Genomic DNA, 23146 nt, shown 5'->3' on the forward strand with positions numbered 1-23146 from the left:
GCCCTGGAATCGGATCGGGACTCCAGGCAGTCACGACGTCGGCCGCCTCGGCACGCGGTCGAGGACGGCGCCATCTCCGCAAGGGATACCTCGCCTGTCGGCGCGTGGCCCGAAGAGCCGTGAAGGCGTCGTGAAACCACCGTGAAACCGGTGCTCCTCAAGGTGGGCCCTGACCCGAGGGGAGCCCACCATGTCCAGCACCACGATCGTGACCGCCGGTCCGTCACGCACCTACCCGTCGCTGCGTGCGGCGTGGATCCCGATGGCCGCACTGTGCCTGGCCTTCTTCGTCGAGATGGTCGACAACACCCTGCTGTCCATCGCATTGCCGACCATCGGCCGCGACCTGGGCAGCGGTACGACGGCGCTGCAGTGGGTCACCGGCGCCTACTCGCTCACCTTCGGCGGCCTGCTGCTCACCGCCGGGTCGATCGCCGACCGGTTCGGGCGGCGCCGCGTGCTGCAGGTCGGCCTCGTCGTGTTCGGCGTGCTCAGCGGGCTGGTGGTGTTCGTCAGCACCGCGGGCGAGCTGATCGCGCTGCGGGCTGCCCTCGGCGTCGCCGCCGCGGCAATGGCGCCGATCACGAACTCCCTCGTCTTCCGGCTCTTCGACGACAAGACGCTGCGGATGCGGGCGATGACGGTGATGATCCTCGTCGGCATGTCCGGCTTCGTCCTCGGTCCGCTGCTCGGCGGCACCGCCCTGGCGCACGTGCGATGGGAGTGGCTGCTGCTGGTCAACGCGCCGATCGCGCTGGTCGCCTTCGTCGGCGTCCACCTCGGCGTCCCCGCCGACGACGCCGACGGCCTGACCAGGGACCGGCTCGACGTCCCCGGCACCCTGTTGAGCATCACCGCCATCGGGCTGGCGTGCTGGTCGCTCACCAGCGGCGTCGAGCACGGCTGGCTTTCTGCCCTCACCCTGGCGTCGGTCGCCGGCGCCGTGGGCGCGGGACTCGGGTTCGTGTGGCGCGAGCGTCGTACCGACTCCCCGATGCTTGACCTGGGCCTCTTCTCCAACGGCACCGTCCGCGGCGCGGTCATCGCCCAGGCCGGCACGTCGATCGCAATGGCCAGCGTGATGTTCGGACTGATCCTGCACTTCCAGTACGCCTACGGCTGGAGCCCCGTGCGGGCAGGCCTCGCGAACCTCCCGATCATCGTCACGATGATCGCCGCCACTCCACTGTCCGAGGGCCTTGCCGCCCGCTTCGGCCACCGGACCGCCTGCCTGGTCGGCGCCCTCGCCCTGGCCGGCTCACTGGCCGGCCTGGCGTGGGGCGTCGAGCACGGCTACCCGGCGATCGCCGCCGCCATGGTCGTGATGACCATCGGACTGCGCACGGTGATGACCATCTGCGCGATCGCGCTCGTCGACGCGATGCCCGCCAACCGGACCTCGATGGGGGCCGCCCTCAACGACACCGCGCAGGAGATCGGCACCAGCGTGGGTACGGCGGTCGTCGGCACCTTGATCGCCGCCCTGGTCACCGCACAGCTCCCAGCCGGCACGTGGAGCAGCGCGCTGGTGCAGTCCTTCTTCCACGGCGAGCGGATCACCTACGGCGTGCTCGCGGTCGTCGTCGGCCTGGTCGCGGTCGTCGGCGCGCTCACCCTCACCGACTCGCACTCGACCGAGGAGCACCCGGCCGAACCGGAGTGACGCGCCAGCCGGCTGCAGGTGCGACCACCTCGACCCGGCCGTCGGCGTACACCAGGGCACCCGTTCTGCGCCGCGCCTGCAGCCAGCCGCGGGCTTCGTCGCCGAGGACGAATGCGGACGTGGCTTCTGTGTCGACCTCCGTCAGGTCGGGGCCGATGACGGTGACCTGCCGCAGGGCCCGCGCCGGCGAGCCCGTCCGCGGATCCATGATGTGCTCGCCGCGGTGCACTGTGCCAGAGGTCGCGACGGCACCGTTGTGGACCGGAACTCGGGCGATCAGTCGGGTCGGGTCGACCGGGTCCTCGATGCCGATCCACCACGGCTCGGCGTCGACACGCCGGGTCCGGCAGACCATGTCACCGCCGGCAGAGAGGCAGAAGTCGGTGTCGGCAAGCCGCTCCAGCAGCGCACTTGCCCGCTGCACGGCCCAGCCCTTGACCACGCCGGACGGATCCGGACCGCCGCCGTACGGCGACCGGGTGGCCCTGATGTCGAACGCACCACCCGACGTGAGGCGGGCCTCCTCGGCCAGTGCCAGCACCTCCGCAATCTCCGGCGGAGCCTCGGCGAGCGAGAGCTCACCCCGGCCCCACCTGTTGATCGGCGAATCCGGCAGGTAGGTGCTGAACACCTCGTCGGCATGGCGCAGCACACCGATGACCTCGGCCCAGAGCGCGTCGACCTCGGGCCCGTCCGCGCGGCGGCCACGCAGGGCGAGGCTGACGACGGTGCCCATCACCTCGACGGTGCGGCGGTGCGTCGTACCCATGCTCAGAGACCGGCCTGGTCGAGCGCGCTCTGCAGCGACTGCTGGTAGCCGACGCTGGTGACCGTCGCGCCGCTGACCATGTCGATCGACGCGCTCTGCGCGTCGAGGGTCTCCTGTACGAGGATCGGCAGTGCGTAGCTGTTGATCTGCTGGTCCTTGGGGTTCCCGGTCGGGTAGACGGGGACGTCGACGGCCGTGATCGTGCCGTCCTCGACGGTGATCGCGACCTGGACCGGTCCCCATCGCGTGTCGACGGAGTCACCGGTCGTCGTCGCACCCGAGGCCGACCCCGAGCTGCCGGACGAGCCGGACGAGCCGGAGGTCCCGGACACCGGGAGGGATCCGGACACCGGGGGCGCGGCTGTCGTCGCCTCGGGCCCGCTGGTGGAGGTGTGGTAGCCGAAGAGGAGGACCAGCACGGAGACGGTGCTGGCGGCCCACAGGGCGATGTGTCGCATGGAGGTCACCACTCGAACTTCTCGATGTGCAGCTGCCGGTCGGGTACGCCGGCGGCTCGGGCAGCGGCGCGGACCGACTCGGTCCATGCCGGGGGTCCGCAGACGTAGACGTCGCGCTCGGCGACGTCGGGGATCCAGCCACGCAGCGCGCCCACGTCGTCGACGGGGGCGGACAGGTGGGGAAGCCAGGATCCGTCGGCACGGCGGCGGCCGGGCAGCCGGAGCACCCGGGCGCCGCGTTCGGCGGCGATCTGGTCCACCTCCGCGGCGAACAGCGGCGTGTGCTGGTAGCGCTCGACGTACACGGCGGCACCCGGTGGATAGGCCATCCCCTCGAGCAGGGACCGCAGCGGCGTGATGCCGACGCCGGCGCCGAGGAAGGCGACCTTGCCCGACGCGCCGGCTTCACGGGCGCGAGGCGAGAGCCGTCCGTACGGGCCCTCCACGAACGCACGGGTGCCGGGCCGCAGTGTCGCGACGTCGCGGCTGCCGTCCCCGGCATCGGCCACGGTGATCCGCAGGCTGCGACCGTCGGGTGCGGCGGACAGGGAGTAGGGGTGGGCCCGGCTCCGGCCCGGCGCGCCGAGGAAGCGCCAGGTGAGGAACTGGCCGGGCTCGACGCGCAGCAGGTCCAGCCTGCGGCCGGTCACGTACACCGACCAGACACCCGGCGCCTCACCGACCACCGAGGTGACCCGCAGCCGGTGGCGCAGGTTGACGACGACCGGCAGCCCGACCCGCCAGGCCAGCACGGCCCCCGCCGCCACGATCCAGGTGCCCCACCAGAACACGGTGCGGGCGGACGAGGCGGTGAACTGCCCACCGGTCCAGAGCTGGTGAGGCAGCGCCAGCCCGACACCGAGATAGGCGTAGAGGTGCATCAGGTGCCACGACTCGTAGCGCAGCCGACGCCGCGCGGCCCGGATGCTGGTCACCACGACCAGCACCAGGCACAGCGTCGCGGCGGCGGCCAGCAACATGCCCGGGTAGTCCCAGGTGAGCTCCCACAAGGTGGCGGGTACGGCGAGGAGCGAGCCGGCGGCGTACCCCCACGTCACGGTCAGCACGTGCACCAGCACCAGGTTGAAGGAGGTGAACCCGATCGTGCGGTGCAGCCCCGCGAGCCGGTCCTGGCCGAACGCCCGCTCCAGTGCCGGGAGGCGGGCCATGAGCAGCACCTGCGCGAGCAGCAGCACCGAGCCGACCAGTCCCGACAACTGGCCCAGGCCGGTCAAGACCGCGCCGGCGCTGCCGAGAGCACCGAGGCCGCCGTCGCGCACCCACCAGTAGGCCACCAGCAACAGCCCGGCCCACAACGCCAGACCGGCAACCGTGCGGACGGCCTCGTCGACGACCGCGGCTCGCGGCCGGGTCGCCGACGACAGGGACACCTCCCAGCCACGAGCGGCGGGCGTCGTACTCATGACGTCGCCGAGTCCTGACCCGAGTCCTGACCCGAGCCCTGACCCTGTCCGGGGAAGTCCCCCGGCGGCTGACCGTCGCCCGGGAACTCCGGCCGGTCGCCGTCGCCGAACTGACGATCGCCGAACCGTCCCGGCCGCTGGTCGGAGTCGCCGACCTGGTTGTTCACCGGTACGGCGTCGTCGCCCGCCGTCGCGCGGCCGATCCCGAAGCCACCGGCGCCCGCGACCACGGCCGCAGCGGCGATGGCGGCCGCGGCCCGCGCCCGCCGCCGCTTCGCGACCGGTGCCCCGACGACCGGGTAGGCCCCGGTGTCCGGGGGCGGACCGGACGGCGGACCGTCGGCAGGTGGGGCGTCGTCGGGCTGGGCGCTGCGCTCCCAGCGGTTGCCGGAGCCCGCAACCAGTGGCTCGGTCTCCGGTGTCGAGGTGGTGTTGTCGTCATTCACACGCCCAGTCTCGGAACCGTCGGTGGGACCGCCCTGTCCCCCACCTGTGCACTCACTGTGACTGCAGGTCACCGAGGCCCGCCCAGACCGAAGTGTCTGACCGGCTCGTCGGAGCACCCAAGAAGCGCTGCGCGGCTCCCCGTCGCCCGGGGTACCCGGCGGGGTAAGCGGGACATCCCGGCACGGTGAATCCCCCGTGGAAGTCTCAACGCACCAGACCCGAAAACGCGAGAACCGGCAGGTCAGAGGCGACCCGCCGGTTCAAGCTGTGCTGGTGGAGGTGAGGGGATTCGAACCCCTGACCTTCTCATTGCGAATGGCTTTCCGGCCCTCGGCCGGCTGGATTCACGCCTACAGAGCAGGCGATTCAACGCATGAAACCGCACCTATTGCACCGTGGGGGTACGCCGGGGGTAAGCGTTTCGAGCCCCGCCAACCAGCGCAAGCGGCCACCGCGGCCAGCCGGGCATTGGATGACAGGCAGCACCGAACGAGCCGGGACAGCACCGCGCTCTGAACGGCTATCCCTCGGCTCAACCGCCATCATCGAGCAGTGCGCGGCGAGCCACCCGCTTGACGTGGTCGAGGTGCCGGCGACTCGGAGCCTCTCGCCGGTCGAAGGCGCGTGTGAGCGCCATGCCTCGCAGACTCGTGAAGATCACTGCCGTCACAGCGACGTAGTCAGGGTGTGACGCCAGGTCGGATCCGAAGAGCACACGCATTCCCGACCTGATCTCCCGAGCGAGCTCCTGCTCCCCCGCGAGGAGAGCGGCTTTCAGCGCAGCGTTGGTGCGTGCCGCGACCCACAGCTCCGTCACCGCCCAGAAGTAGTCCTGCTCGAAGGTCGCAGCCACCGTGTCGATGACGGCGTCGATGCGCTCCCCGGGATCGTCCGGCCACACATGGTCGAGCGGGAGCACTCCGATGCGCTCCGTGGCGAGTCGGTGTGCCGCCGCAACGAGCAGGAGGTCCCGGGAGCCGAAATGGTGGAGGAGCCGGCCACGCGAGACGCCGGCCCGCTCCTGGATGCGCACTGTCGATGCTCCGGAGTATCCCTGCTCGAGGAGCACCTCCACTGCTGCGGTGACGATCCGGCGTCGTACGTCGACACTGCGCGCCTGGATGGCGCGCCCACCCGTCACTGGCCGAGCTTCGCCAGACAAGTCGTGAGGGCATCCGGCTGCAGCAACTTGTCCAGGCTGGTCAGGGTGCACTCGAGTGTGCTCGCCAGAGGCGTGAGCGGCGTTGTGCTCGGTTTCGGCGTCGGCGACTTGCCCTTCCCGTCACTCCCGTCCGTCCCACCCGGGCTCGGCTTCGGCCCGTCGGGCTTCGGCGCCGGCTCATGTGCGGGCTCCGGCTGCGCGGCGGCACGAATCCCCCGAACCGTGCCGCCGCGCGCCCCGCGGACGGGCTTCCCGTCCGCGACCACCGCGCCCTCCGGGATGACGGCGAGACCCGCCGACATGGGCGCGAAGTCCTCCGCGGCATACGACCGCGCCACCTCCAGGACGCTCTGGGCGTAGGACGCCGAGTGGTTGTAGCGAAGCACCGCACGACGGGTGCCGGCCTCGTCACTCAGATCGCTGTCCCCCGAGCAGAGGTAGACCGCCGCCGCGAGCGCTGCGTCATCGATGTCCTGCGGGTTGCGGCGGCCGTCGCTGTCGGCGTCGACACCGACGATCCCCCAGGTCGTCGGGATGAACTGCATCGGGCCCACGGCTCGGTCGTAGGCCTTGTCACCGTCGTAGCGACCACCGTCGGTGTCCGAGATGTTCGCGGTGCCGTGCCGCCCGTCCAACCTCATGCCGACGATCGCAGGATCCGCCACGCCATCAGGGCCGAGCGAGCTGCCGTTCACGGTTCCGTGACGGGACTCGATCGCACCGATCGCGGCGAGCAACGGCCACTGAAGGCCACACTTCTCATCCGCTCCGCGGATGATCGTGACCGCTCGCTGGTACGCCGCCAGCGCGGGCGCGGGGATCGTCGAGGTGGCGCTCGCGCGGACGACCCTCACGCCGCGACGGGTGGCCGTGGGCGACGCACCGGACCGGCTGAGGCTGGCAGGCGCGTCGACACTCTCGGCCGGAACAGCCACGACGGGCGCTGCGGGCGCCTCCGGCCCGGCGGCACCAGTCGAGGGCAGAGCCCCGGCGCCCGCCACGCTGAGCGTCCACGCCGTCGAGACGACGCCCAGGGGTACGAGTGCCGCAAGGCGCGCCATGCGGCGCTGCCCGGTGAGCTGCTGCAGAGATGCCATGGGCAGGAGTCTCCAAGTCGTGACTCCGGTCACACATCGGCCGAAATGAGGAGATGTCTCCTCCGTTGGGGCCACCGGGCGTCGCGACGGCTTCAGCTGGTGATCTGCAATCCGTCGAACGACGGATGCACTTCACCCTCCAGGGGGTCGATGGGAAGCCCTGACAGGCGCACCTTCGAGGTGCGCTCGACTGGCAGCGCCCTTTCCAAGGAGGCCGCAATGACGTGGCACACCTCGACGACGACGTCCGACAAGCTGGAACAGCTGATCCAGGAGATCCGCCGCAGCGGCGGCACCATCGGCAGCTGTCAGCGCTGTGCGTCCGGCCTGCTGCTGACCTGGTTCACGCTCTGACGTCGATCCGCTGACGTCGATGGAGCTCTGCTTCGTACTGCTCCTCCTGGGTCGCGATCAGGAGCTCGCCCGCCCACCACAGGGCGGTGGCCGCGAGCGCGACGCTGACGAACGCGGTAGCGAAGAGCAGGACGTCGTTCGGGTCCTGCGACGAGTTCTGGACGATGAGCGTGGGGAACCCGGCACCGATCACGTCGAAGGCGAAGTTCGCCGGGAACAGCGCGAACACGGCGAGATGGTGGCCCAGCCCGGTCGCCCGCAGGCGCAGGACTGCGCAGAGCACCGCGAAGCCGGTGATCTGGGCACCCTCCATGAAGGCGATGAACAACGGGTAGTCGAAGACTCGCCACGGCGACTCTCCGTAGTAGACGTAGAGGTCCAGGTTGATGGCCGCGATCTCGAAGATCGCCGTGGTCGAGGTCGTCAGCAGACCGATCCCGAAGATGCGAGCCATCGAGGCGTGCTCACTGAGCGAGCGGTAGAGAACCAGTGCGGGTAGGCCGAAGACCATGACATAGGCCGGCATGACCCAAACCGGTTGCGGCAGGCCGAAACTGGTGAACAGGGTCCACTGCTCACCGGCGTCGAGCCAGTGCAGGTGGTACGTGATGTCGTAGATCGGCTCGATGAGGCTCCCGACCGCCACGGCCAGCACGATCAGCACCGGGAACGGCGACCGCTCTCGCCGAGTCATCCGGGCCGCGTAGGCGAGCAACAGGGCCGTACCCAACCACAGGGCAACGGTCGCGATCACCTGCATGGTGGTGTTCAGCGGCAGGTCGTACGGCGGTGCGGGCGGCTGCGGTGGCACGACGCTCCAGTCATCGAGGCTGCATGGCGGTCACGGGCCCGGCAGCGTTCAAGCGAAACGCCTCCCAGCCACTGCGATCGCTGCCGGACCGCTCCGCCGAACCTAGGTGGTCGGCAGCAGACCCGCGTCACTCTCCGGGAGGTCGTTGGGTGTCCTGGCGAGGGATCCTTGCGCTCGGGCTGACTGACGCTCGAGGAGGTACGTCATGCTCGCGACGATCGGGAACCCAGGGGCGACCATCATCCCCGTGAGGAGTCCAGTCCTCAGATCAGTGATCGTGGCCGCCGCCAGCCCCACGCAGAGAACGGCCCAGGGGACCGCGGCGATGCCGCCCAGCAGCACCAGCCGCTCCTGCGCGGTGGACGCCCCGCCGGCGCGGGCGAGACAGCACCATGCGGCCAGCCCGAGCAGCGGCAGCACGTGGAACCAGACGTACCCGTCCGGAAGGGACGCTGCGCCTGCCAGCGTGATGACGACCGCGAGCCCCAGTCCCGCGACAGTCACAAGCCCCGGAAGCCGAAGGGCCCACGACCGGCGGAGCAATGCCGTGTCGAGCTCCAAGGAGCTCCGCCCGGCGGCAATCACACCTCCGGCCGGCGCCGCGACCGCGAGGAAGATCGCACCCGTCTCGATGTTCTCGAGCATCGACCGCCCGGGCACGAGGGGCGCAAGCAGCGTCCAGCCGACGCGCAGGAGTGGCGCGGTGAGCAGGAACGCGAGGTGCACAGTCATCCAGGCTCGGTGAGCAAGGAGCCGTCCTCGGCGTGCCTCGATCGCGGCGAACCACGCCGATCCGAGGGTGCTGGCAGCCAGCACCCACAGCTGGGCGCGAAAGGCCACCTGGCCCGGCCCCGGCCCGGGTTCCGTCGCCAGGAGGAAGAGCACGGCAGCGGCCATCGAGATGGTCACCGCCACCACGTGGGTCCGCCCGACGATCCGGTGCCATCGCGCCGGGCCGAGGAGCTGACGCACGGCAAGGAGCAGGCACACGGCGCCGAGCACGGTGTGCACCAGCATCGGGATCCGGTGGTCGATGTAGTCGGCACCACGAAGCGCCTGGACGGACCCTGCGCCAGCGGCGTAGTCCTCCCCCGCGATCTGCCGGTCGATGACGTCCTGGAGCCGCGGGGCCGAGGGAACGAACGCCGACCACGTCGCCGTCAGCGCGACGGGGGTGTAGACGATGGCAAGCACGACGACGACCCAGCGGACGACACGACGGAACCAGGCGTTGCCCATGTCGATGCTCCCGTCGCCGATCGTCCGGCAGGTGGGCCGGGGCACGAGTGTGCGCCACCGGTCGACCCGGGATCATCGCCTACGAGGAGGACAAAGGTCCACCTCACGAGTACGAGAGGTGCTCCTGCCCGGAGGTTCCGGCCGCACACGCGATGGCCTGGGCGCGGTTGGCGACACCCAGCTTCCGGAGGATCTGCTTCACGTGCGACTTCACGGTGTCCTCGGCGATGACGAGACGTTCGCCGATGTCGCGGTTCGTCGCGCCCTGGACGATCAGGTCCAGCACCTCGAGCTCGCGCGTCGTGAGCTCCGCCGTCAGGTCGGGACGTGCCGCGATCCTGGGCGGGGCCGACCATCCCGCAGCCCCGAGAGCATCGATGCTCGCCATGGCCTGCCGGGCGCGGTCTCGTTGGGCCTCGAGCTGCTCAGCCTGCGCCAGGCTGCTGTAGAGGCGCATCACGCCGTCGGCGAAGGTGCCGAGGAGGTCACGATCCGCCTCGTCGATGTGACGGTCGGAGGGGAAGTAGTCGGCGTGGAAGAAGCCCACGACGGTGTCCGACGAGATCATCGGCGCCACGACGTAGGAGGTCGACTGACCCGCCTCGACGATGATGTCGCGGTGCACCGTGGCGGCGCCGGTGTCATAGACCGCCGCGGCGACGCGCTCCGTCAGCAAGCGCGCTTCGGGGGTGTCGCCGGTCAACGGGATCCCCGCGTCGACCCAGTCGGCGAACCACGACTCGTCCGCCTCCTCGAAGTGTGCGCGAGCCGGCATCCACGACGACCTCTCCACCCGGGAGACGACCACTCGGCCGAAGTCGCAGCACCGCGCCACCTCCTCGCAGACAGCAGTCATCAACGCCTCTGTCGACGGCATGCCGCGCAGCCTGGCGAGTCCGTCCGCGGCACCGGCCAAACGCCGACCACGCTCGGAGAGCTGTTCCTCCTGCACCTCGAGGGCGAGCATCTGCATCGCGATCGCCAGCTGGTAGAGGCGGCGAGCGGTGGTCTCGTCGGCAGCACCGATGACCTGCGCCCTCTGCACGCAGTCGTCCGCCGCCGCGGTGAGCACCTCCGGCGTCCAGGGCGAGCTCGTGCCGACCAGGCGCGCCAGCGGCCGGTCGAGCACCTCGGCGGCATCGGCGAGGAGATCGACCGCCCGGGTCCTGAAGGCGCGATCCACGTTGCGGGTCGTGCGCCGGCGAGGCCCACCGAAGACCACCGCCCGTGCTCCGGCGTTCGGCATCATGCGAGGCCACCTCGCTCTCCTGCTCGAAGGTACTGGGCGATCACCTGCGACCGGTTGGATGCGTGGAGCTTGCGCAGGATGTGCTGGACGTGCGACTTCACCGTCGTCTCCGAGACCGTCAGTCGGTCTGCGATCTGCGAGTTCGTGGCGCCGGCGACCAGCAGGTCGAACACGTCCCGCTCACGTGCGGTCAGCTTGTCCTCCGGGCGCTTCCCTGGTGCATTGCCGCTTCCGCTCGGCTCCGGCGGGGCGGTCGCCGGGGTCCCGACGCTGATCAGGGTGGGCCCGGAGCCCGCACCAGTGACCGCCGCGGCCGCAGCGGCGAGCGCCTCCTGGATCTTCTGCGCCTGGGCGTCGAATCGGCCGCGGAAGGCGATGCTCTCGAGCAGGACGCCGACACCGTCGGCGAACCGGCCGACAAGGGCGACGTCCGTGTCGTCCAACGCCCGTTGGCTGACGCCCGCGTCGACGTGCAGGAGACCCGCGACGCGGTCCTCGACGATGATCGGCGCAGTGATGTACGACGCCGACTCGGCGATCTCCGCGAACGGCGCCCAGGTTCGCAGGCTCGCGTTCATGTCACGCACGTGCGCTGTGGAGCGACGCCTGACCACCTCTGCCTCGACCATGCCGCCGGTGAGGCTCATGCGCGACCCCTGGAGAGAGGCGACGATCGCCCGGTCCTGGGGTCGTTTGGCGTCGCGCGCCCACCAGGTCCGCGGAGTCCAGTGCGAACCCTCGACCGTCGAGACGAGCACCCGGTCGAAGTCGCCGGCCACCCCGAACTCTCCGGGCACCGCCCTGAGGAGGTCGTCCACGGATGCGCACTGCTCGAGGCGGGAGAGGGCCTCGGAGACCCGGCGGGCCAGGCGCGTCGGCTGCGGGAGCACCTGCTGGCGCATCGTGACGACCATTTCCCGCCCGACCTTGGCGAGGCGGTCAAGGGTGTCCAGATCGGCTTCCTCGAGGTCGCCGATGGCCAGCGCGCCGTCGGCAGCGCCGTGCCCGATCCTCTCGAATGCGGCGGCGAGAGTTGCCGCGCTGACCGGCCCGGCATCCTCCGCCACGTCGACGGCGACGGCGTGCGCACTCTTCCCCATGTTTCACCCTTCGGTGTTCCGGAGGTGAATCCGGATTTACTTACCGTTTACAGTCTGCGTGACCTGCGTCATACTGTCAACGCATTGCAGCCTGAAAAGGTGACGCTGGAAGCCGATCAATCGATGACTCAACTCAGACAGGTCGGTTACTCGCGCCTCACTTAATGAGAGGACGACCATGTCCGGACCCGATCACGACGTCGACGACGGCGCGGCGGTTACCGTCGCTGTCGACCCAGCGGCAGATCCCGACACGCCGCCCGTGGACGACGCCGGCGTCGCGGCCGGCCGACTGACGGTCGGCAGCGCCAGAGGCCTCGCTGGCGCCGAGCCGAGACTGGTGCTGGCGGGCGTGCTCGTGCTGGCCCTGCTGGCAGGTGTCGGGGCGTGTGCGTTCCTCGCGTGGCGCGGCGGCGAACGGGAGCCGTCGTCGCTAGGGCGGCAGGCGGCTGCGCGGGACGAGGCCCGGTCCGCGGCCCTCCACGACGTGCAGACCCTGATGACGGCGGACCACCGTGACGCCGACGGGACCTTCGCCAGGTGGTCGGAGGTGACGACCGGACGGCTCCACACCCAGCTCGCTGACCGGCAGAAGGCGATCGTGAAGCAGCTTCGTGCGACCAAGGAGGTGACCGAGGTGCGCATGATCGAGTCGGCTCTCGCTTCCTGGGACGAGGCCGGCGGGAGCGCACGCCTGCTCGCGGTGCTCGAACTGACGACGACGTCGAAGGGCGAGCCCTCGACGCGCGTGGTCCGCTACCTCGCGATGACGCAGCGTGTCGAGGGCGAATGGCTGCTCTCCGCCGTCCAGCAGCTCGGGGCGTCGTCGTGAAGGGCCGGTTCCGCGACGTTCTCGTCACCCTCAGTGGGACCCGGGCGCTCGCAGCACTCGTCATCGCGCTCCTCGCCACAGCAGCGTGCGCCGGCGTCCTCGCCAACAGGAACACCCCGGCCACGGAGCCCGCCGACACGGCGTTCCTCGATGCCAAGGTCGCGGCGGACCTCGTCGCCACGACGACGTCCGTGGTCAACCAGGTGTTCTCGGTCGACCCGCGGCACCCGAAGGCGCAGGCGCGCCTCATCGGCGAGCACCTCAGCGACGCGGCACAGCAGCAGTTCCGCGAGCTCTACGCGCCCTACCTGGCCAAGGACGCCGCGCGGATCACGTTGCAGACCTCGGTGTCGAGTGTGGGGGTCATCCGGATGCAGGACGGGAATGCCGAGGTCCTGGTCGTCGCAGACCAGCGCGCTTCGGCTCCAGACGGGAGGAGCAACTCCGGAACCGCGGAGATCAGGCTCAGCCTCGCCGGCGGAGCCGGCGCGTGGCAGATCACCGCGATCGAACCGGTGTGACCATCCATGGCCGACCAGGCGTCACGACGTGAGTGCCACCGCACCCCGAGCAGCGTCGTACCCCGCGCGGATCCCGGCCACCACGTCGGCGACGGTGGAGACCTGGCGCACTTGGGTGACGGCGTGACCCGCGCTCCACACGTCGGGGTTGGCAACCAGGCGGTCCTCCTGGAAGTCACCGGCCACGACCGGCGCCGCCTCTCGGGTGTCGAGCCACTGCGCGAGGATGCTCGCAGGCAGCCCGCTGACGGCATCACTCAGGCGGACGTCGTCCAGCGTCGCGTCGAGCACGGCGCGCTGGTATGCCACGGACGCGAGGCTCTCGGTCGTTGCGATGAACGGCGTGCCGACGTAGCCGATGTCCGCGCCGAGGGCCTGGGCCGCCCAGAGGGCCTGTCCGTCGGCGATGCCACCCGCCAGGACGACGATCCCGTCGAAGAACTCACGGACCGCTCGGACGAACGCGAACGGGTTGGCGTGGCCCGTCTGACCACCCGCGCCGGCGGCGAGGAGCACCAGGCCGTCCACCCCCGACTCCGCGGCACGGTGTGCCTGGCGCAGCGTTGCGACGTCGGCGAGGACCGCGCATCCGGCGTCGTGGAGGGCTGGAACCACCGCTGCCGGAGACCCCACGCTGGTGATGACGACACTGACCTGGTGCCGCCGCAGGCACTCCAGGTCAGCCTGCAGCCGACGGTTCGTCGGATGCACGACCAGGTTGGGAGCGATGGGACCTGCCCCGCTCACGCCTTCGAGGCCGGACGTGATCGACGTCAGCCACGCATCGAGCTCATCGACGGTGCGTGCGTTGTGGGTGGGGAAGGACCCCACGACACCTTCGACACAGGCCGCCAGGACCAGCGCCGGGCTCGAGACCCCCGTCATCGGCGCGGCGATCATCGGGAGGCTCAGGTTGCGGAGTGCGGCAGCAGCCGGGTTGATCATCGTGGTCTCCTTGACGGGTGGGGCGGTTGCCGCAATCGGGCGACAGGAACGTGGTGATGGCGAGCACGCAGTCGGAGGCGGTCGTACGACGACGTCCCCGTGACCGCAAGCAGCAGATCGTGGTCGCCGCTGCAGCCCTGTTCCACCGGTACGGCTACGGGAACGTCGGCACCGGGGACATCGCTGCCAAGGTCGGCATCACTCCAGGGGCGCTCTACCGGCACTTCCCGAGTAAGCAGGAGATCCTTCGCCAGGCGGTGGACGACGTCGTCGCGGGCGCGGTCGACCTGGCACCCTCCGAGGAGGACGACCTCGAGAGCCTGATCGCGACGATCAGTGCCGCGCTCGCGCCCCGACGGGCGCTGGGGGTGCTCTGGCACCGCGAGTCCCGGCACCTCGGTTCCGCGGATCTCCAGCTGACCCAGGAACGCCTGCTCGGCTTCGTCGATCGCACGGCCGCCGAGCTCGGCCGGATCCGCGAGGACCTCGGCCCTTCGGACGCCTACCTGCTGGCGTGGTTCGTCATCTCCACGCTGACCAGTCCGTCCTACCATGCCGCCGAGCTGCCCCCGGACGACGAGTCGGATCTGCTGCGCAGCTGCGCACGGGTGGTGGCGACGGCGCCGGTGCTCGAAACGGACAGCGCCACGCCCGTCGAACAGGGCGCCACGGCTGGGCTCAGCCACCTCTCCCGGCGCGAGGGCATCGTGGCAGCCGCGACCCGGCTCTTCTTCGAGCGCGGCTACCAGGCCACCACGATGGAGGACGTCGGGGCAGCCGTCGGTGTGTCGGGGGCTGCGGTCTACAAGCACTTCACCAGCAAGTCGGAGCTTCTGGGAGCGACCATCGCGCGCGCTGCCGAGCCACTCCAGCTCGGCCTCACCCGCGCCCTCGCAGCGGCGCAGACCGCCCGGGAGGCGCTGACTCTGGCCCTGGACGAGTACATCGCGTTCGCGACGGTGCACCACCACCTGGTGGGCATCCTGGTCTCCGAGGTCACCGATCTGCCCGACACGATGCGCCACAACGTACGACGCCAGCAGGCCGACTACGTGGCCGAGTGGGTCCGGCTGCTCCGCGAGTCCCGGCCCGAGATCGACCCGGTCCGGGCGCGCTACATCGTGCAGGCCGTGCTCACCACGGTGAACGACGCCACGCGGGTCGACCGGATCCGTGATTACCCCGACCTGGCGCAGCGTCTGCGCCAGGTCGGACTGCGGCTCCTGGAGATCGATCTCTGACGCCAGCATGGGGACCTCAGGTGCTGCGGAAGCGCTCGAAGGAGCTCTGCGCGCGGCGCGAGCCGAGCGCCGACGACTGGCTGAGGGCCTCGAGCTCGAGCGACGCCTCGAAGGATCCCCCGGTGCTCGAGTTCATCAGTCGCTTCGTCATCGAGACGGCCATCCGCGACTGGGCGGCGAGCCGGTGGGCCAGCGCCATCGCCGTGTCCATCGTCTCCGTGGGGGTGCCGAGGACGAAGTTCACGAGGCCCAGTCGCTGTGCGGTGCCGGCGTCGATCTCGTCCGCGAGGAGCATCAGCTCCTTTGCCCGCTGCATGCCGATCAGCCGCGGCAGCAGGAAGGCGCCACCGAAGTCCGGCACGACGCCCATCCGCAGGAAGACCTGGCAGAAGCGGGCGTTCTGCGAGCAGACGATGAGATCGCAGGCGAGGGCGAGGTTGAAGGCACCGCCGTAGGCGACTCCCGACACGCTCGCCACGACGGGAAGCGAGGTCTGCCAGACGGCGAGGGTCGCCCGCTGGTACGAACGCATGAACCGGATCATCGCGTCGTCGTCCTCGCGGGCTCCGGCCTCGAGGACTCCGTCGGCGTCGCCGCCCGCCGAGAAGTGCTCCCCCTCCCCCGTCAGGACGAGCGCGCGGACCTGGTCGTCCCGCTCGGCGCGTTGGATCTCGTCGCACAGCGCGTCGGCGGTCGCCGCAGCGATGGAGTTGAGCCTCAGTGGTCCCGACAGCGTGAGCACCCGCACCGGGCCGTCGTCGCGAACGACGACCTCGGTGCTCATCGCGTACCGCCTTCGAGGAGCGCGACGGGCACGGGGACGAACCGGGAGCGGACGTACTCGCCGAGCCCCTTGGCCTGGGGATCCGGGCGGGGCGACGCCGCCACCCCGCTGCCGAGCAGCCCGACCACCACGAAGTTGAGCGCGTTCAGGTTCGGCAGGTCCCAGCGACGGACCTCGAGGTCGGCCGCCTCCGGGAGCAGCTCGCGGAATCGCTCGACGGTGAGGTACGAGCGCAGCCACTCGTACGAAGCGGCATCCCGCGTCCAGAGGCCGACATTCGCATTGCCGCCCTTGTCGCCTGAGCGCGAGGCGCAGATCGACCCGAGGGGCACCCGCTCCGTCGGCCCCGTCACGACACGCGGCTCAACCACCGTCGGCAGGTGCTGCGGGAAGGGTGCCGTCGGTCCGTGTGGGACGACTTCGACGCTCCCGTCGGGAAGGACGACCCGGTGCTCGACCTCGCCGACGGGGACCAGGACGGGCCAGTAGACGCCGTACTCACTCGCGTCGGTGGGCGGCGTCGACGTGTGGAAGCCCGGGTAGCCCGCGAGGAACAGCTCCATCGCAGCGTTGGAGAAGCGACGCCCGACCTTGCTGCGGTCAGGGTCCATCACGGTGATGCGCAGGTGCGCGGTCGCCTGCTCGTTCGTCGGCGCGTCAGGCTGATCGAACCGCTGCAGCCGGACGTCGACCTGCTCGAACCTGTCCTCGCCGCCGAGGATCTCGAACAGCTGGCTGCGCGCCCAGCTCGCCTTCTCCTCGATGTCCAGGCCGGTGACGACCAGGGTCATCGTGTTGCGGTGGCCGCCGAGGTAGTTGATCGCGACCTTCAGGTCCTCGGGCGGTGGGCCGCCCTTGGCGCCCGATATCAGCACCCGGTCCGGGCCTTCCTGCGACAGCCGCACGGAAGCGAAGTCCGCGGCCACGTCCGGGTTCGCGTACGTCGGTGTCTGGATCTCGTACAGCAGCTGGGCCGTGACCGTGCCGGGCGAGACCAGACCACCGGTGTGGTCGTGCTTGGTGATGACCGAGCTGCCGTCTGCCGCGACCTCCGCGATGGGGAACCCCGGGTAGCGGCGGTCGAGCACCTCCTCGAAGAAGGAGTAGTTGCCGCCGGTCGCCTGAGGACCACACTCGATGACGTGTCCCGCGGCGACCGCCCCGGCAAGGGCGTCGTAGTCGGTGCGCGCCCAGCCGTGCCACCAGGCCGCCGGGCCGCTGACGAGCGAAGCGTCCGTCACCCGCGGGCAGACGACGATGTCCGCACCCGCGTCGAGCGCGCGGGTGATGCCCCATCCGCCGAGGTAGGCATTGGCCGTGACCGGCTTGTGTCCGGCATCGGCAAGCCGCTGTCCGGTGTCGATGTTGGCCAGGTCGTGCCCGGCCGACAGCAGGTCCGGGATCCGGTCCGCGAGGTCGTCCCCCTCGATCCAGGCGATCCGGGGCGACAGTCCGAGCCGCTGTGCGAGGCTGCCCAGCTCGCCGGCGAGCCCGGACGGGTTGAGCCCGCCGGCATTCGCGACCACCTTGATGCCGCGGTCCATGCAGGTGCCGAGCACCTGCTCCATCTGGGTGAGGAAGGTGCGGGCGTATCCCCCCGCTGGGTCCTTCTGCCGTGCCTTCCAGAGAATCAGCATCGTGAGCTCGGCGAGGTAGTCACCGGTGAGGACATCGATGTCGCCGCCCTCGACCATCTCCCGAGCAGCCGAGACCCGGTCCCCGTAGAAGCCGGAGCAGTTGCCGACACGGACCGCCCGACGCGCGCTCACGACGCCGCGCCGATCGACTGCGGCGGACGGCCCGCGCTCGGCGCGCCGGCGAACGCCTGCGCGATCGCCATCCAGTCGCGCGCGGCCGGACCCCGGACGTCGAGGCCGGTGTCCAGGAAGTGACGGCGTTGCGTCACCACGAGGCAGAAGTCGAGTGCCGACCCGACCACGGTGTTGGGGACACCCGCCGGCCCCCACACCCAGGTCCCTCCGTCCGGCGCCTCGAGCTCGATGCGCACCTCGTCCGTCGGGACCCGGAGCTTTCGCAGCGCGAAGCTGAAGGCGAAGGTGCGCACCCCGAGGTGCGCGATGTGGTGCAGCCGCGACGAGACGGGGAGCTCTGCTCCCACCGTGTCGGCGATGTCGAGACCGTGCGCCCAGGTCTCCATCAGCCGTGCGGTCGCACTCGACATGAGACTCATGTCGGGACCGAACCACGGCACGCGGGTCGATCCGTCGAGTCCGCTGAAGACACGGAGCAGCTCAGCGCGGGAGGCGCGGTACCAGTCGAGCAGGTCGGGCACGGGCATCGAGCGGTACTGCGCGGCGATCCGGTCGGGGAAGTCCATGCCCCCCGCGATCAGTGCCTGTGCCCCCTCCCGGAAGCGGGTGGGGGATGCCACGGCGAGCACCGCCTGCTCGTCGAAGAACGCCAGGTGGCTGACCTGGTCGTGGATCGACCAACCGTCCGCGGGCGTGGGCAGCCCCCAGTCGGACGCCTCCAGGGACGCGACCAGTCCATCGACGACCAGGCTCTCCTGAGCCAGGTCCTGCAGCAGGTCGGCGAAGCCTGATCCGCTCATCGTCCCTCCCAACGGGGTTGTCTCTTCTCCCGGAACGCGGCCGGGCCCTCCTGTGCGTCGCGGCTCAGGTAGACCGGTTCCCAGATCCGCTCGGCCTCCTCGTAGGCCTCGGACAATCCGGTCTCGGCGATGAGCCGCACCGTCCGCTTGCCGGCCCGCACCGACAGGGGTGCGTTGTCGGCGATCCGGCGGGCAAGCTGCTGCGTCGCGTCGCGCAGCTCGCCCGCCGGAACGACGAGATTGACGAGGCCGGCCTGGCGAGCCCGGTCGGCGGGGAGCATGTCACCGGTCAGCAGCATCTCCATCGCGATCCGCGGCGGGATCAGCCACGGAAGTGGAGCGGCCCAGGGGGCACCACGCCCCACCTTGACCTCACTGATGGCGAACCGGGCGTGCTCGGCGGCGACGACCAGGTCGCACGTCTGCACGAGGAGGAATCCTCCGGCGAGTGCCAGGCCGTTGACGGCAGCGATCGTCGGCTTCTCGACCTCGATGTTGCGCCCGAATTGGGGGACGTAGTCGACAGGCGGGACCTGCAGCCCCTCCTCCGCCATCTCCTTCAGGTCGCCACCGGCGCAGAACGCGCGGTCGCCGGAGCCAGTGAGGACCAGCACCTTCGCCTCGTCGTCCGCATTGAACCGGCGCACGCCGTCGAAGAGACCCTCCCGGACAGCACGGCTGAGGCAGTTGCGCGCGTCCGGCCGGTTGATCGTGAGCCAGGCGACGCCGTCGTCCAGCTCGTAGGTGACAGCGGGTGTCGTGGTCACGGCGGTCATTCGGGCTCTTCCTCGACCACCGCCAGCACGGCTCCGAGGTCGACGGCCTGGCCCGGCTTCACGCTGATCTGGCTCACGACACCGGCAACAGGGGCCTTGACGCTGTGCTCCATCTTCATCGCCTCGAGCACGAGGACGGTCGCGCCCTCCTCCACGCGCTGGCCCTGCTCGACCGGGACCCGCACGACCGTGCCGGGCATGGGTGCGAGGAGCGAGCCGGGCTCGTTGCGGTCGCCGGGCTCGGGGAACCGGGCCTGCTCGACCAGCTTGAGGCTGCCGAGCACGCTGTCGACGTAGTGGATCGAGCCGTAGGTCCGCACGGCGCACGTCCGGCGAACTCCGTCGACCTCGAGGTCGACCGAGTCGGGAGTGACCGACAGGACCCGGACGCCGGCGAGCGCCGTACCACCGACCGACACCTCGGTTCGTCCCCGCTGGATCCGGTAGCGGACGTCGAGCTCGTCGCCGTCCACCTCGAAGGTGACCTGCTGGTCCTGGCTCGCGACGTTGCGCCAGCCCGACGGCAGCGTCGGCAGGACGCCGGCCTCCGCGCGATGCGCGGCCTGGGCGGCCAGAGCAGCCGCGGCCGCGTGCACGCTCACCAGCTCGGGCGAGCGCCAGGAACGGGCCAGCCCGACCGGGTCGTGCCGGGTCAGGTACCCGGTGTCGATCTGGCCGGAGGCGAACTCCTCCTCACGCAGGATGCCGACGAGGAGCTCGCGGTTCGTGACCACGCCGTGCAGCCGGCTCTCAGCGAGCGCGCGGGCGAGGGTACGACGGGCGTCGTCTCGTGTCGGTCCGTGCACGATGATCTTCGCCAGCATCGGGTCGTAGTGCACGCCGACCTCCGAGCCGGCCATCACCCCTGAGTCGACCCGCACCCCGGGGAGCATCGGGACGTCGAAGCCGTGCACCGTGCCGGTCGCCGGGAGGAAGCCGGCGTCGACGTCCTCGGCGTACAGGCGCACCTCGATCGCGTGGCCGTTGATGCCCGCCGTGACCACGTCGTCCGGCAGCGGGTGGCCCTCGGCCACGAGCAGCTGCAGGCGAACGAGGTCCAGGCCGGTGATGAGCTCGGTGACGGGGTGCTCCACCTGGAGCCGGGTGTTGACCTCGAGGAAGTAGAAGCGGCCGTCCGAGCCCATGACGAACTCGGCCGTCCCGGCGCCGACGTAGCCGATCGCCTTGCCCGCGGCGATGGCGGCATTCCCGAGCTCGGCGCGCAACGCCTCGTCGACCACCGGGGAGGGAGCCTCCTCGATGATCTTCTGGTAGCGGCGCTGGATGGAGCACTCACGCTCGAAGAGATGGACGACAGTGCCCTGGGTGTCGGCGAAGAGCTGGACCTCGATGTGCCGTGGCGCGTCGAGGTAGCGCTCCAGGAAGACGGTCCCGTCACCGAAGGCTGTCACCGCCTCACGGCGTGCGCCCTCGACCGCCTCGAGGAGGTCGCTCTCCTCACGGACGATCCGCATGCCGCGGCCACCGCCACCGAAGGCGGCCTTGACCAGCACCGGGTAGCCGATCTCCTCGGCGACGCGCGCGCCGAGCTCGGCACCGTCGATCTCGCTGTCGGTCTCGATCGTGATCCCGGGAAGAACCGGCACGCCCGCGGCGGCCATCGTCTTCTTCGCCTCGATCTTCGAGCCCATGCTGTCGATCGCGGCCGGAGGCGGCCCGACGAAGATGACGCCCGCTTCCGCGCACTCCCGGGCGAAGCCGGCGTTCTCGGAGAGGAAGCCGTAGCCGGGGTGGATCGCGTCGGCGCCGGTACGACGGGCCGCGTCGAGGATCAGGTCGCCGCGCAGGTAGGTGTCGGCCGGGGCGGTCCCCGGCAGGTGAACGGCCTCGTCCGCCTCGGCCACGAACTGCGCGCCGGCGTCGGCGTCGGAGTAGACCGCCACGCAGGCGATGTCCATCGCGCGCGCGGACCGGATGATCCGGGACGCGATCTCGCCACGGTTGGCGATGAGGAGCTTCTTGATGGTTGCCATGGAGAGTCCTGCCACCTTCACATGCGGAAGACGCCGAAACCGCGCCTTCCCTCGACGACCTGGGAGTGAGCTGCGGAGAGAGCCATGCCGAGGACGGTGCGCGTGTCGCGCGGGTCGATGACCCCGTCGTCGTACAGGCGGGAGGAGATGAAGAAGGAGTGCGACTCCGCCTCGATCTGCTCCTCGATCTGGAGACGCCGGGCCTCGTCGGCCTCGACGTCGAACTCGCGGCCGGCCGCCTCGGCTGCCTGGCGGCCGACGATCGACAGCACACCGGCGAGCTGCTGGGCACCCATCACGGCGAGCTTGGCGTTCACCCACGAGAACATGAAGCGCGGGTCGAAGGCGCGGCCCGACATGCCGTAGTTGCCCGCACCGAAGGACGCACCCATGTTGATGCTGATGTGCGGCACCTTGCTGTTGGTGACGGCGTTGATCATCTTCGCGCCGTCCTTGATGATGCCGCCCTGCTCGTAGTTCTTGCCGACCATGAAGCCGGTGCAGTTGTGCAGGAAGAGCAGCGGGATGTCCAGCTGGTTGGCGAGCAGGATGAACTCCGTGCCCTTCTGGGCCTCCTCGCTGAAGAGGATGCCGCGGGAGTTCGCCACGATGCCGACGGGATAGCCGTGCACCGAGGCCCAGCCCGTCAGCAGGGCCGAGCCGTACGACGGCTTGTACTCGCCGAAGCGAGAGCCGTCGACGACACGGGCGATCACCTCACGGGGGTCCACCGGCTTGCGGAAGTCGGCGGCCGCGATGCCCAGCAGCTCGTCCTCGTCGTACAGCGGAGCGTCGGCCGGCATCGACGGGCCCGGGCCGAGCTTGCGCCAGTTGATCTCGGACATGATGCGGCGCCCGATCCGGATCGCGTCGCGCTCGTCGATGGCGAAGTGGTCGCCGAGGCCGGACACCCGGCTGTGCATCTCGGCGCCGCCGAGCTCCTCGTCGTCCGCGTCCTCGCCGGTCGCCATCTTGACCAGGGGCGGACCGCCGAGGAAGACCTTCGCCTGCTTGTCGACGAGCACGGCGTAGTCGCACATGCCCGGGACGTAGGCGCCGCCGGCGGTGGAGTTGCCGAAGACCAGGGCCAGCGTGGGCACGCCCATCGCGGACAGCTCGGTCAGGCCCTGGAAGATCTTGCCCGCGTGGACGAAGAGCTCCGACTGCGTCGGGAGATCGGCACCGCCGGACTCCACGAGGTTGATGACGGGGAGCCGGTTCCGCTTGGCGATGTCGAGCGCCCGCAGGTTCTTGCGCAGCGTGTAGGGGTTCATCGTCCCGCCACGGACGGTCGGGTCGTGGGCGATGATGACCGTCTCCACGCCGGACACCACGCCGAGCCCGGTCACGATGCTGGCGCCGACCTGGAACTGGGTTCCCCACGCCGCGAGGGACGAGAACTCGAGGAAGGGGGCGTCGGGGTCGACCAGCAGCTCGATCCGCTCCCTGGCGAGCAGTCGGCCCCGGGACCGGTGACGGTCGGCGTACTTCGCTCCACCGCCGGCGCACGCGAGGTCGAGCTGCTCCTGCAGCTCGGCCAGTGCGGCCTCCTGGGCGCGGCGGTTCTCGAGGTAGTCGTCGCTCGTCACGTCGAGTGTCGATCGCAGTGGCGTCGTCAACGTGTGCTCCTTGTCCGGCAATCAGCCCGTCAGCGGGTCGTGGAAAGTCTGGTTGTGCGGCGCCATCCCCCACGTCGCCGCTGGGGAGG

Annotated in this window: 22 protein-coding genes; 5 read left to right on the top strand and 17 right to left on the bottom strand. The window is 70.5% G+C overall.

Annotated elements, in window-relative coordinates; genetic code table 11:
* The first annotated feature begins 190 nt into the window (after nt 1–190).
* On the top strand, nt 191–1663 hold the full coding sequence (locus AC2YHB_RS03785; RefSeq protein ID WP_487353503.1) for an MFS transporter: 1473 nt from the start codon (nt 191–193) through the stop codon (nt 1661–1663).
* On the opposite strand, the gene AC2YHB_RS03790 is transcribed toward AC2YHB_RS03785, so the two are convergent.
* The 6 genes from AC2YHB_RS03790 to AC2YHB_RS03815 form a co-directional block, all read right to left on the bottom strand.
* Nucleotides 1617–2432 carry an FAD:protein FMN transferase gene (locus tag AC2YHB_RS03790; RefSeq protein ID WP_487353504.1) on the bottom strand — a complete coding sequence of 272 codons (816 nt, stop codon included), beginning with the start codon at nt 2430–2432 and terminating at the stop codon, nt 1617–1619. The genes AC2YHB_RS03785 and AC2YHB_RS03790 overlap by 47 nt on opposite strands.
* A 2-nt stretch (nt 2433–2434) precedes the next feature.
* Nucleotides 2435–2890: an FMN-binding protein gene (locus AC2YHB_RS03795; RefSeq protein WP_487353550.1), complete on the bottom strand. Its 456-nt coding sequence runs from the start codon at nt 2888–2890 to the stop codon at nt 2435–2437.
* A 5-nt stretch (nt 2891–2895) separates the two neighbouring features.
* Nucleotides 2896–4314 (bottom strand): ferredoxin reductase family protein, encoded by a 1419-nt coding sequence (locus AC2YHB_RS03800; RefSeq protein ID WP_487353505.1) that lies wholly within the window; start codon nt 4312–4314, stop codon nt 2896–2898.
* A complete protein-coding gene (locus AC2YHB_RS03805) occupies nt 4311–4760 on the bottom strand; it encodes a hypothetical protein (protein ID WP_487353506.1) in 450 nt (149 codons plus the stop codon). Before AC2YHB_RS03805 ends, AC2YHB_RS03800 begins: the two co-directional genes overlap by 4 nt.
* A gap of 533 nt (nt 4761–5293) precedes the next feature.
* The gene (locus AC2YHB_RS03810; protein ID WP_487353507.1) at nt 5294–5974 is read right to left on the bottom strand and encodes a TetR/AcrR family transcriptional regulator; all 681 of its coding nucleotides are present in this window, start codon (nt 5972–5974) and stop codon (nt 5294–5296) included.
* Nucleotides 5899–6924, bottom strand: coding sequence for a lytic transglycosylase domain-containing protein (locus tag AC2YHB_RS03815; protein ID WP_487353508.1), 1026 nt, complete (start codon nt 6922–6924; stop codon nt 5899–5901). The genes AC2YHB_RS03810 and AC2YHB_RS03815 overlap by 76 nt, the downstream gene beginning before the upstream one ends.
* A gap of 315 nt (nt 6925–7239) precedes the next feature.
* Between AC2YHB_RS03815 and AC2YHB_RS03820 the strand changes: the two genes are divergently transcribed.
* Nucleotides 7240–7374, top strand: coding sequence for a hypothetical protein (locus AC2YHB_RS03820; protein ID WP_487353509.1), 135 nt, complete (start codon nt 7240–7242; stop codon nt 7372–7374).
* On the opposite strand, the gene AC2YHB_RS03825 is transcribed toward AC2YHB_RS03820, so the two are convergent.
* From AC2YHB_RS03825 to AC2YHB_RS03840, 4 genes are all read right to left on the bottom strand, one after another.
* Complete coding sequence (locus AC2YHB_RS03825) at nt 7364–8185, bottom strand: hypothetical protein (RefSeq protein WP_487353510.1); 822 nt, start codon at nt 8183–8185, stop codon at nt 7364–7366. The two genes, AC2YHB_RS03820 and AC2YHB_RS03825, sit on opposite strands and share 11 nt — an antisense overlap.
* A gap of 102 nt (nt 8186–8287) precedes the next feature.
* Nucleotides 8288–9469 (bottom strand): DUF2306 domain-containing protein, encoded by a 1182-nt coding sequence (locus AC2YHB_RS03830; RefSeq protein WP_487353511.1) that lies wholly within the window; start codon nt 9467–9469, stop codon nt 8288–8290.
* Nucleotides 9470–9527: 58 nt separating this feature from the next.
* Nucleotides 9528–10673: a LuxR C-terminal-related transcriptional regulator gene (locus AC2YHB_RS03835; RefSeq protein WP_487353512.1), complete on the bottom strand. Its 1146-nt coding sequence runs from the start codon at nt 10671–10673 to the stop codon at nt 9528–9530.
* Nucleotides 10670–11773 (bottom strand): helix-turn-helix transcriptional regulator, encoded by a 1104-nt coding sequence (locus AC2YHB_RS03840; protein WP_487353513.1) that lies wholly within the window; start codon nt 11771–11773, stop codon nt 10670–10672. Before AC2YHB_RS03840 ends, AC2YHB_RS03835 begins: the two co-directional genes overlap by 4 nt.
* Nucleotides 11774–11951: 178 nt before the next feature.
* On the opposite strand from AC2YHB_RS03840, the gene AC2YHB_RS03845 reads away from it, so the two are divergent.
* Nucleotides 11952–12605 carry a hypothetical protein gene (locus AC2YHB_RS03845; protein ID WP_487353514.1) on the top strand — a complete coding sequence of 218 codons (654 nt, stop codon included), beginning with the start codon at nt 11952–11954 and terminating at the stop codon, nt 12603–12605.
* Nucleotides 12602–13126, top strand: coding sequence for a hypothetical protein (locus AC2YHB_RS03850; protein WP_487353515.1), 525 nt, complete (start codon nt 12602–12604; stop codon nt 13124–13126). Before AC2YHB_RS03845 ends, AC2YHB_RS03850 begins: the two co-directional genes overlap by 4 nt.
* A gap of 21 nt (nt 13127–13147) precedes the next feature.
* Here AC2YHB_RS03850 and AC2YHB_RS03855 read toward each other — a convergent pair whose 3' ends face one another.
* On the bottom strand, nt 13148–14071 hold the full coding sequence (locus tag AC2YHB_RS03855; protein WP_487353516.1) for an NAD(P)H-dependent flavin oxidoreductase: 924 nt from the start codon (nt 14069–14071) through the stop codon (nt 13148–13150).
* A 56-nt stretch (nt 14072–14127) separates the two neighbouring features.
* On the opposite strand from AC2YHB_RS03855, the gene AC2YHB_RS03860 reads away from it, so the two are divergent.
* Nucleotides 14128–15312: a TetR/AcrR family transcriptional regulator gene (locus AC2YHB_RS03860; RefSeq protein WP_487353517.1), complete on the top strand. Its 1185-nt coding sequence runs from the start codon at nt 14128–14130 to the stop codon at nt 15310–15312.
* Between the two features lie 16 nt (nt 15313–15328).
* Here the strand turns inward: AC2YHB_RS03860 and AC2YHB_RS03865 are convergent, their stop codons facing one another.
* From AC2YHB_RS03865 to AC2YHB_RS03890, 6 genes are read right to left on the bottom strand one after another with little or no spacing between them, the layout of a single operon-like run.
* Nucleotides 15329–16096: an enoyl-CoA hydratase/isomerase family protein gene (locus AC2YHB_RS03865; protein ID WP_487353518.1), complete on the bottom strand. Its 768-nt coding sequence runs from the start codon at nt 16094–16096 to the stop codon at nt 15329–15331.
* Nucleotides 16093–17865, bottom strand: a complete 1773-nt coding sequence (locus AC2YHB_RS03870) for an acyclic terpene utilization AtuA family protein (protein ID WP_487353519.1) — start codon at nt 17863–17865, stop codon at nt 16093–16095. Before AC2YHB_RS03870 ends, AC2YHB_RS03865 begins: the two co-directional genes overlap by 4 nt.
* Nucleotides 17862–18668: a TIGR03084 family metal-binding protein gene (locus AC2YHB_RS03875; protein ID WP_487353520.1), complete on the bottom strand. Its 807-nt coding sequence runs from the start codon at nt 18666–18668 to the stop codon at nt 17862–17864. The genes AC2YHB_RS03870 and AC2YHB_RS03875 overlap by 4 nt, the downstream gene beginning before the upstream one ends.
* Entirely contained in the window at nt 18665–19444 is a 780-nt protein-coding gene (locus tag AC2YHB_RS03880) for an enoyl-CoA hydratase/isomerase family protein (protein WP_487353521.1), read from the bottom strand. The genes AC2YHB_RS03875 and AC2YHB_RS03880 overlap by 4 nt, the downstream gene beginning before the upstream one ends.
* Nucleotides 19441–21438, bottom strand: coding sequence for an acetyl/propionyl/methylcrotonyl-CoA carboxylase subunit alpha (locus tag AC2YHB_RS03885; protein WP_487353522.1), 1998 nt, complete (start codon nt 21436–21438; stop codon nt 19441–19443). Before AC2YHB_RS03885 ends, AC2YHB_RS03880 begins: the two co-directional genes overlap by 4 nt.
* 17 nt (nt 21439–21455) lie before the next feature.
* The gene (locus AC2YHB_RS03890; RefSeq protein WP_487353523.1) at nt 21456–23057 is read right to left on the bottom strand and encodes an acyl-CoA carboxylase subunit beta; all 1602 of its coding nucleotides are present in this window, start codon (nt 23055–23057) and stop codon (nt 21456–21458) included.
* Nucleotides 23058–23146: the final 89 nt, after the last annotated feature.

The sequence above is a fragment of the Nocardioides sp. SRI_004 genome, from assembly GCF_057586415.1.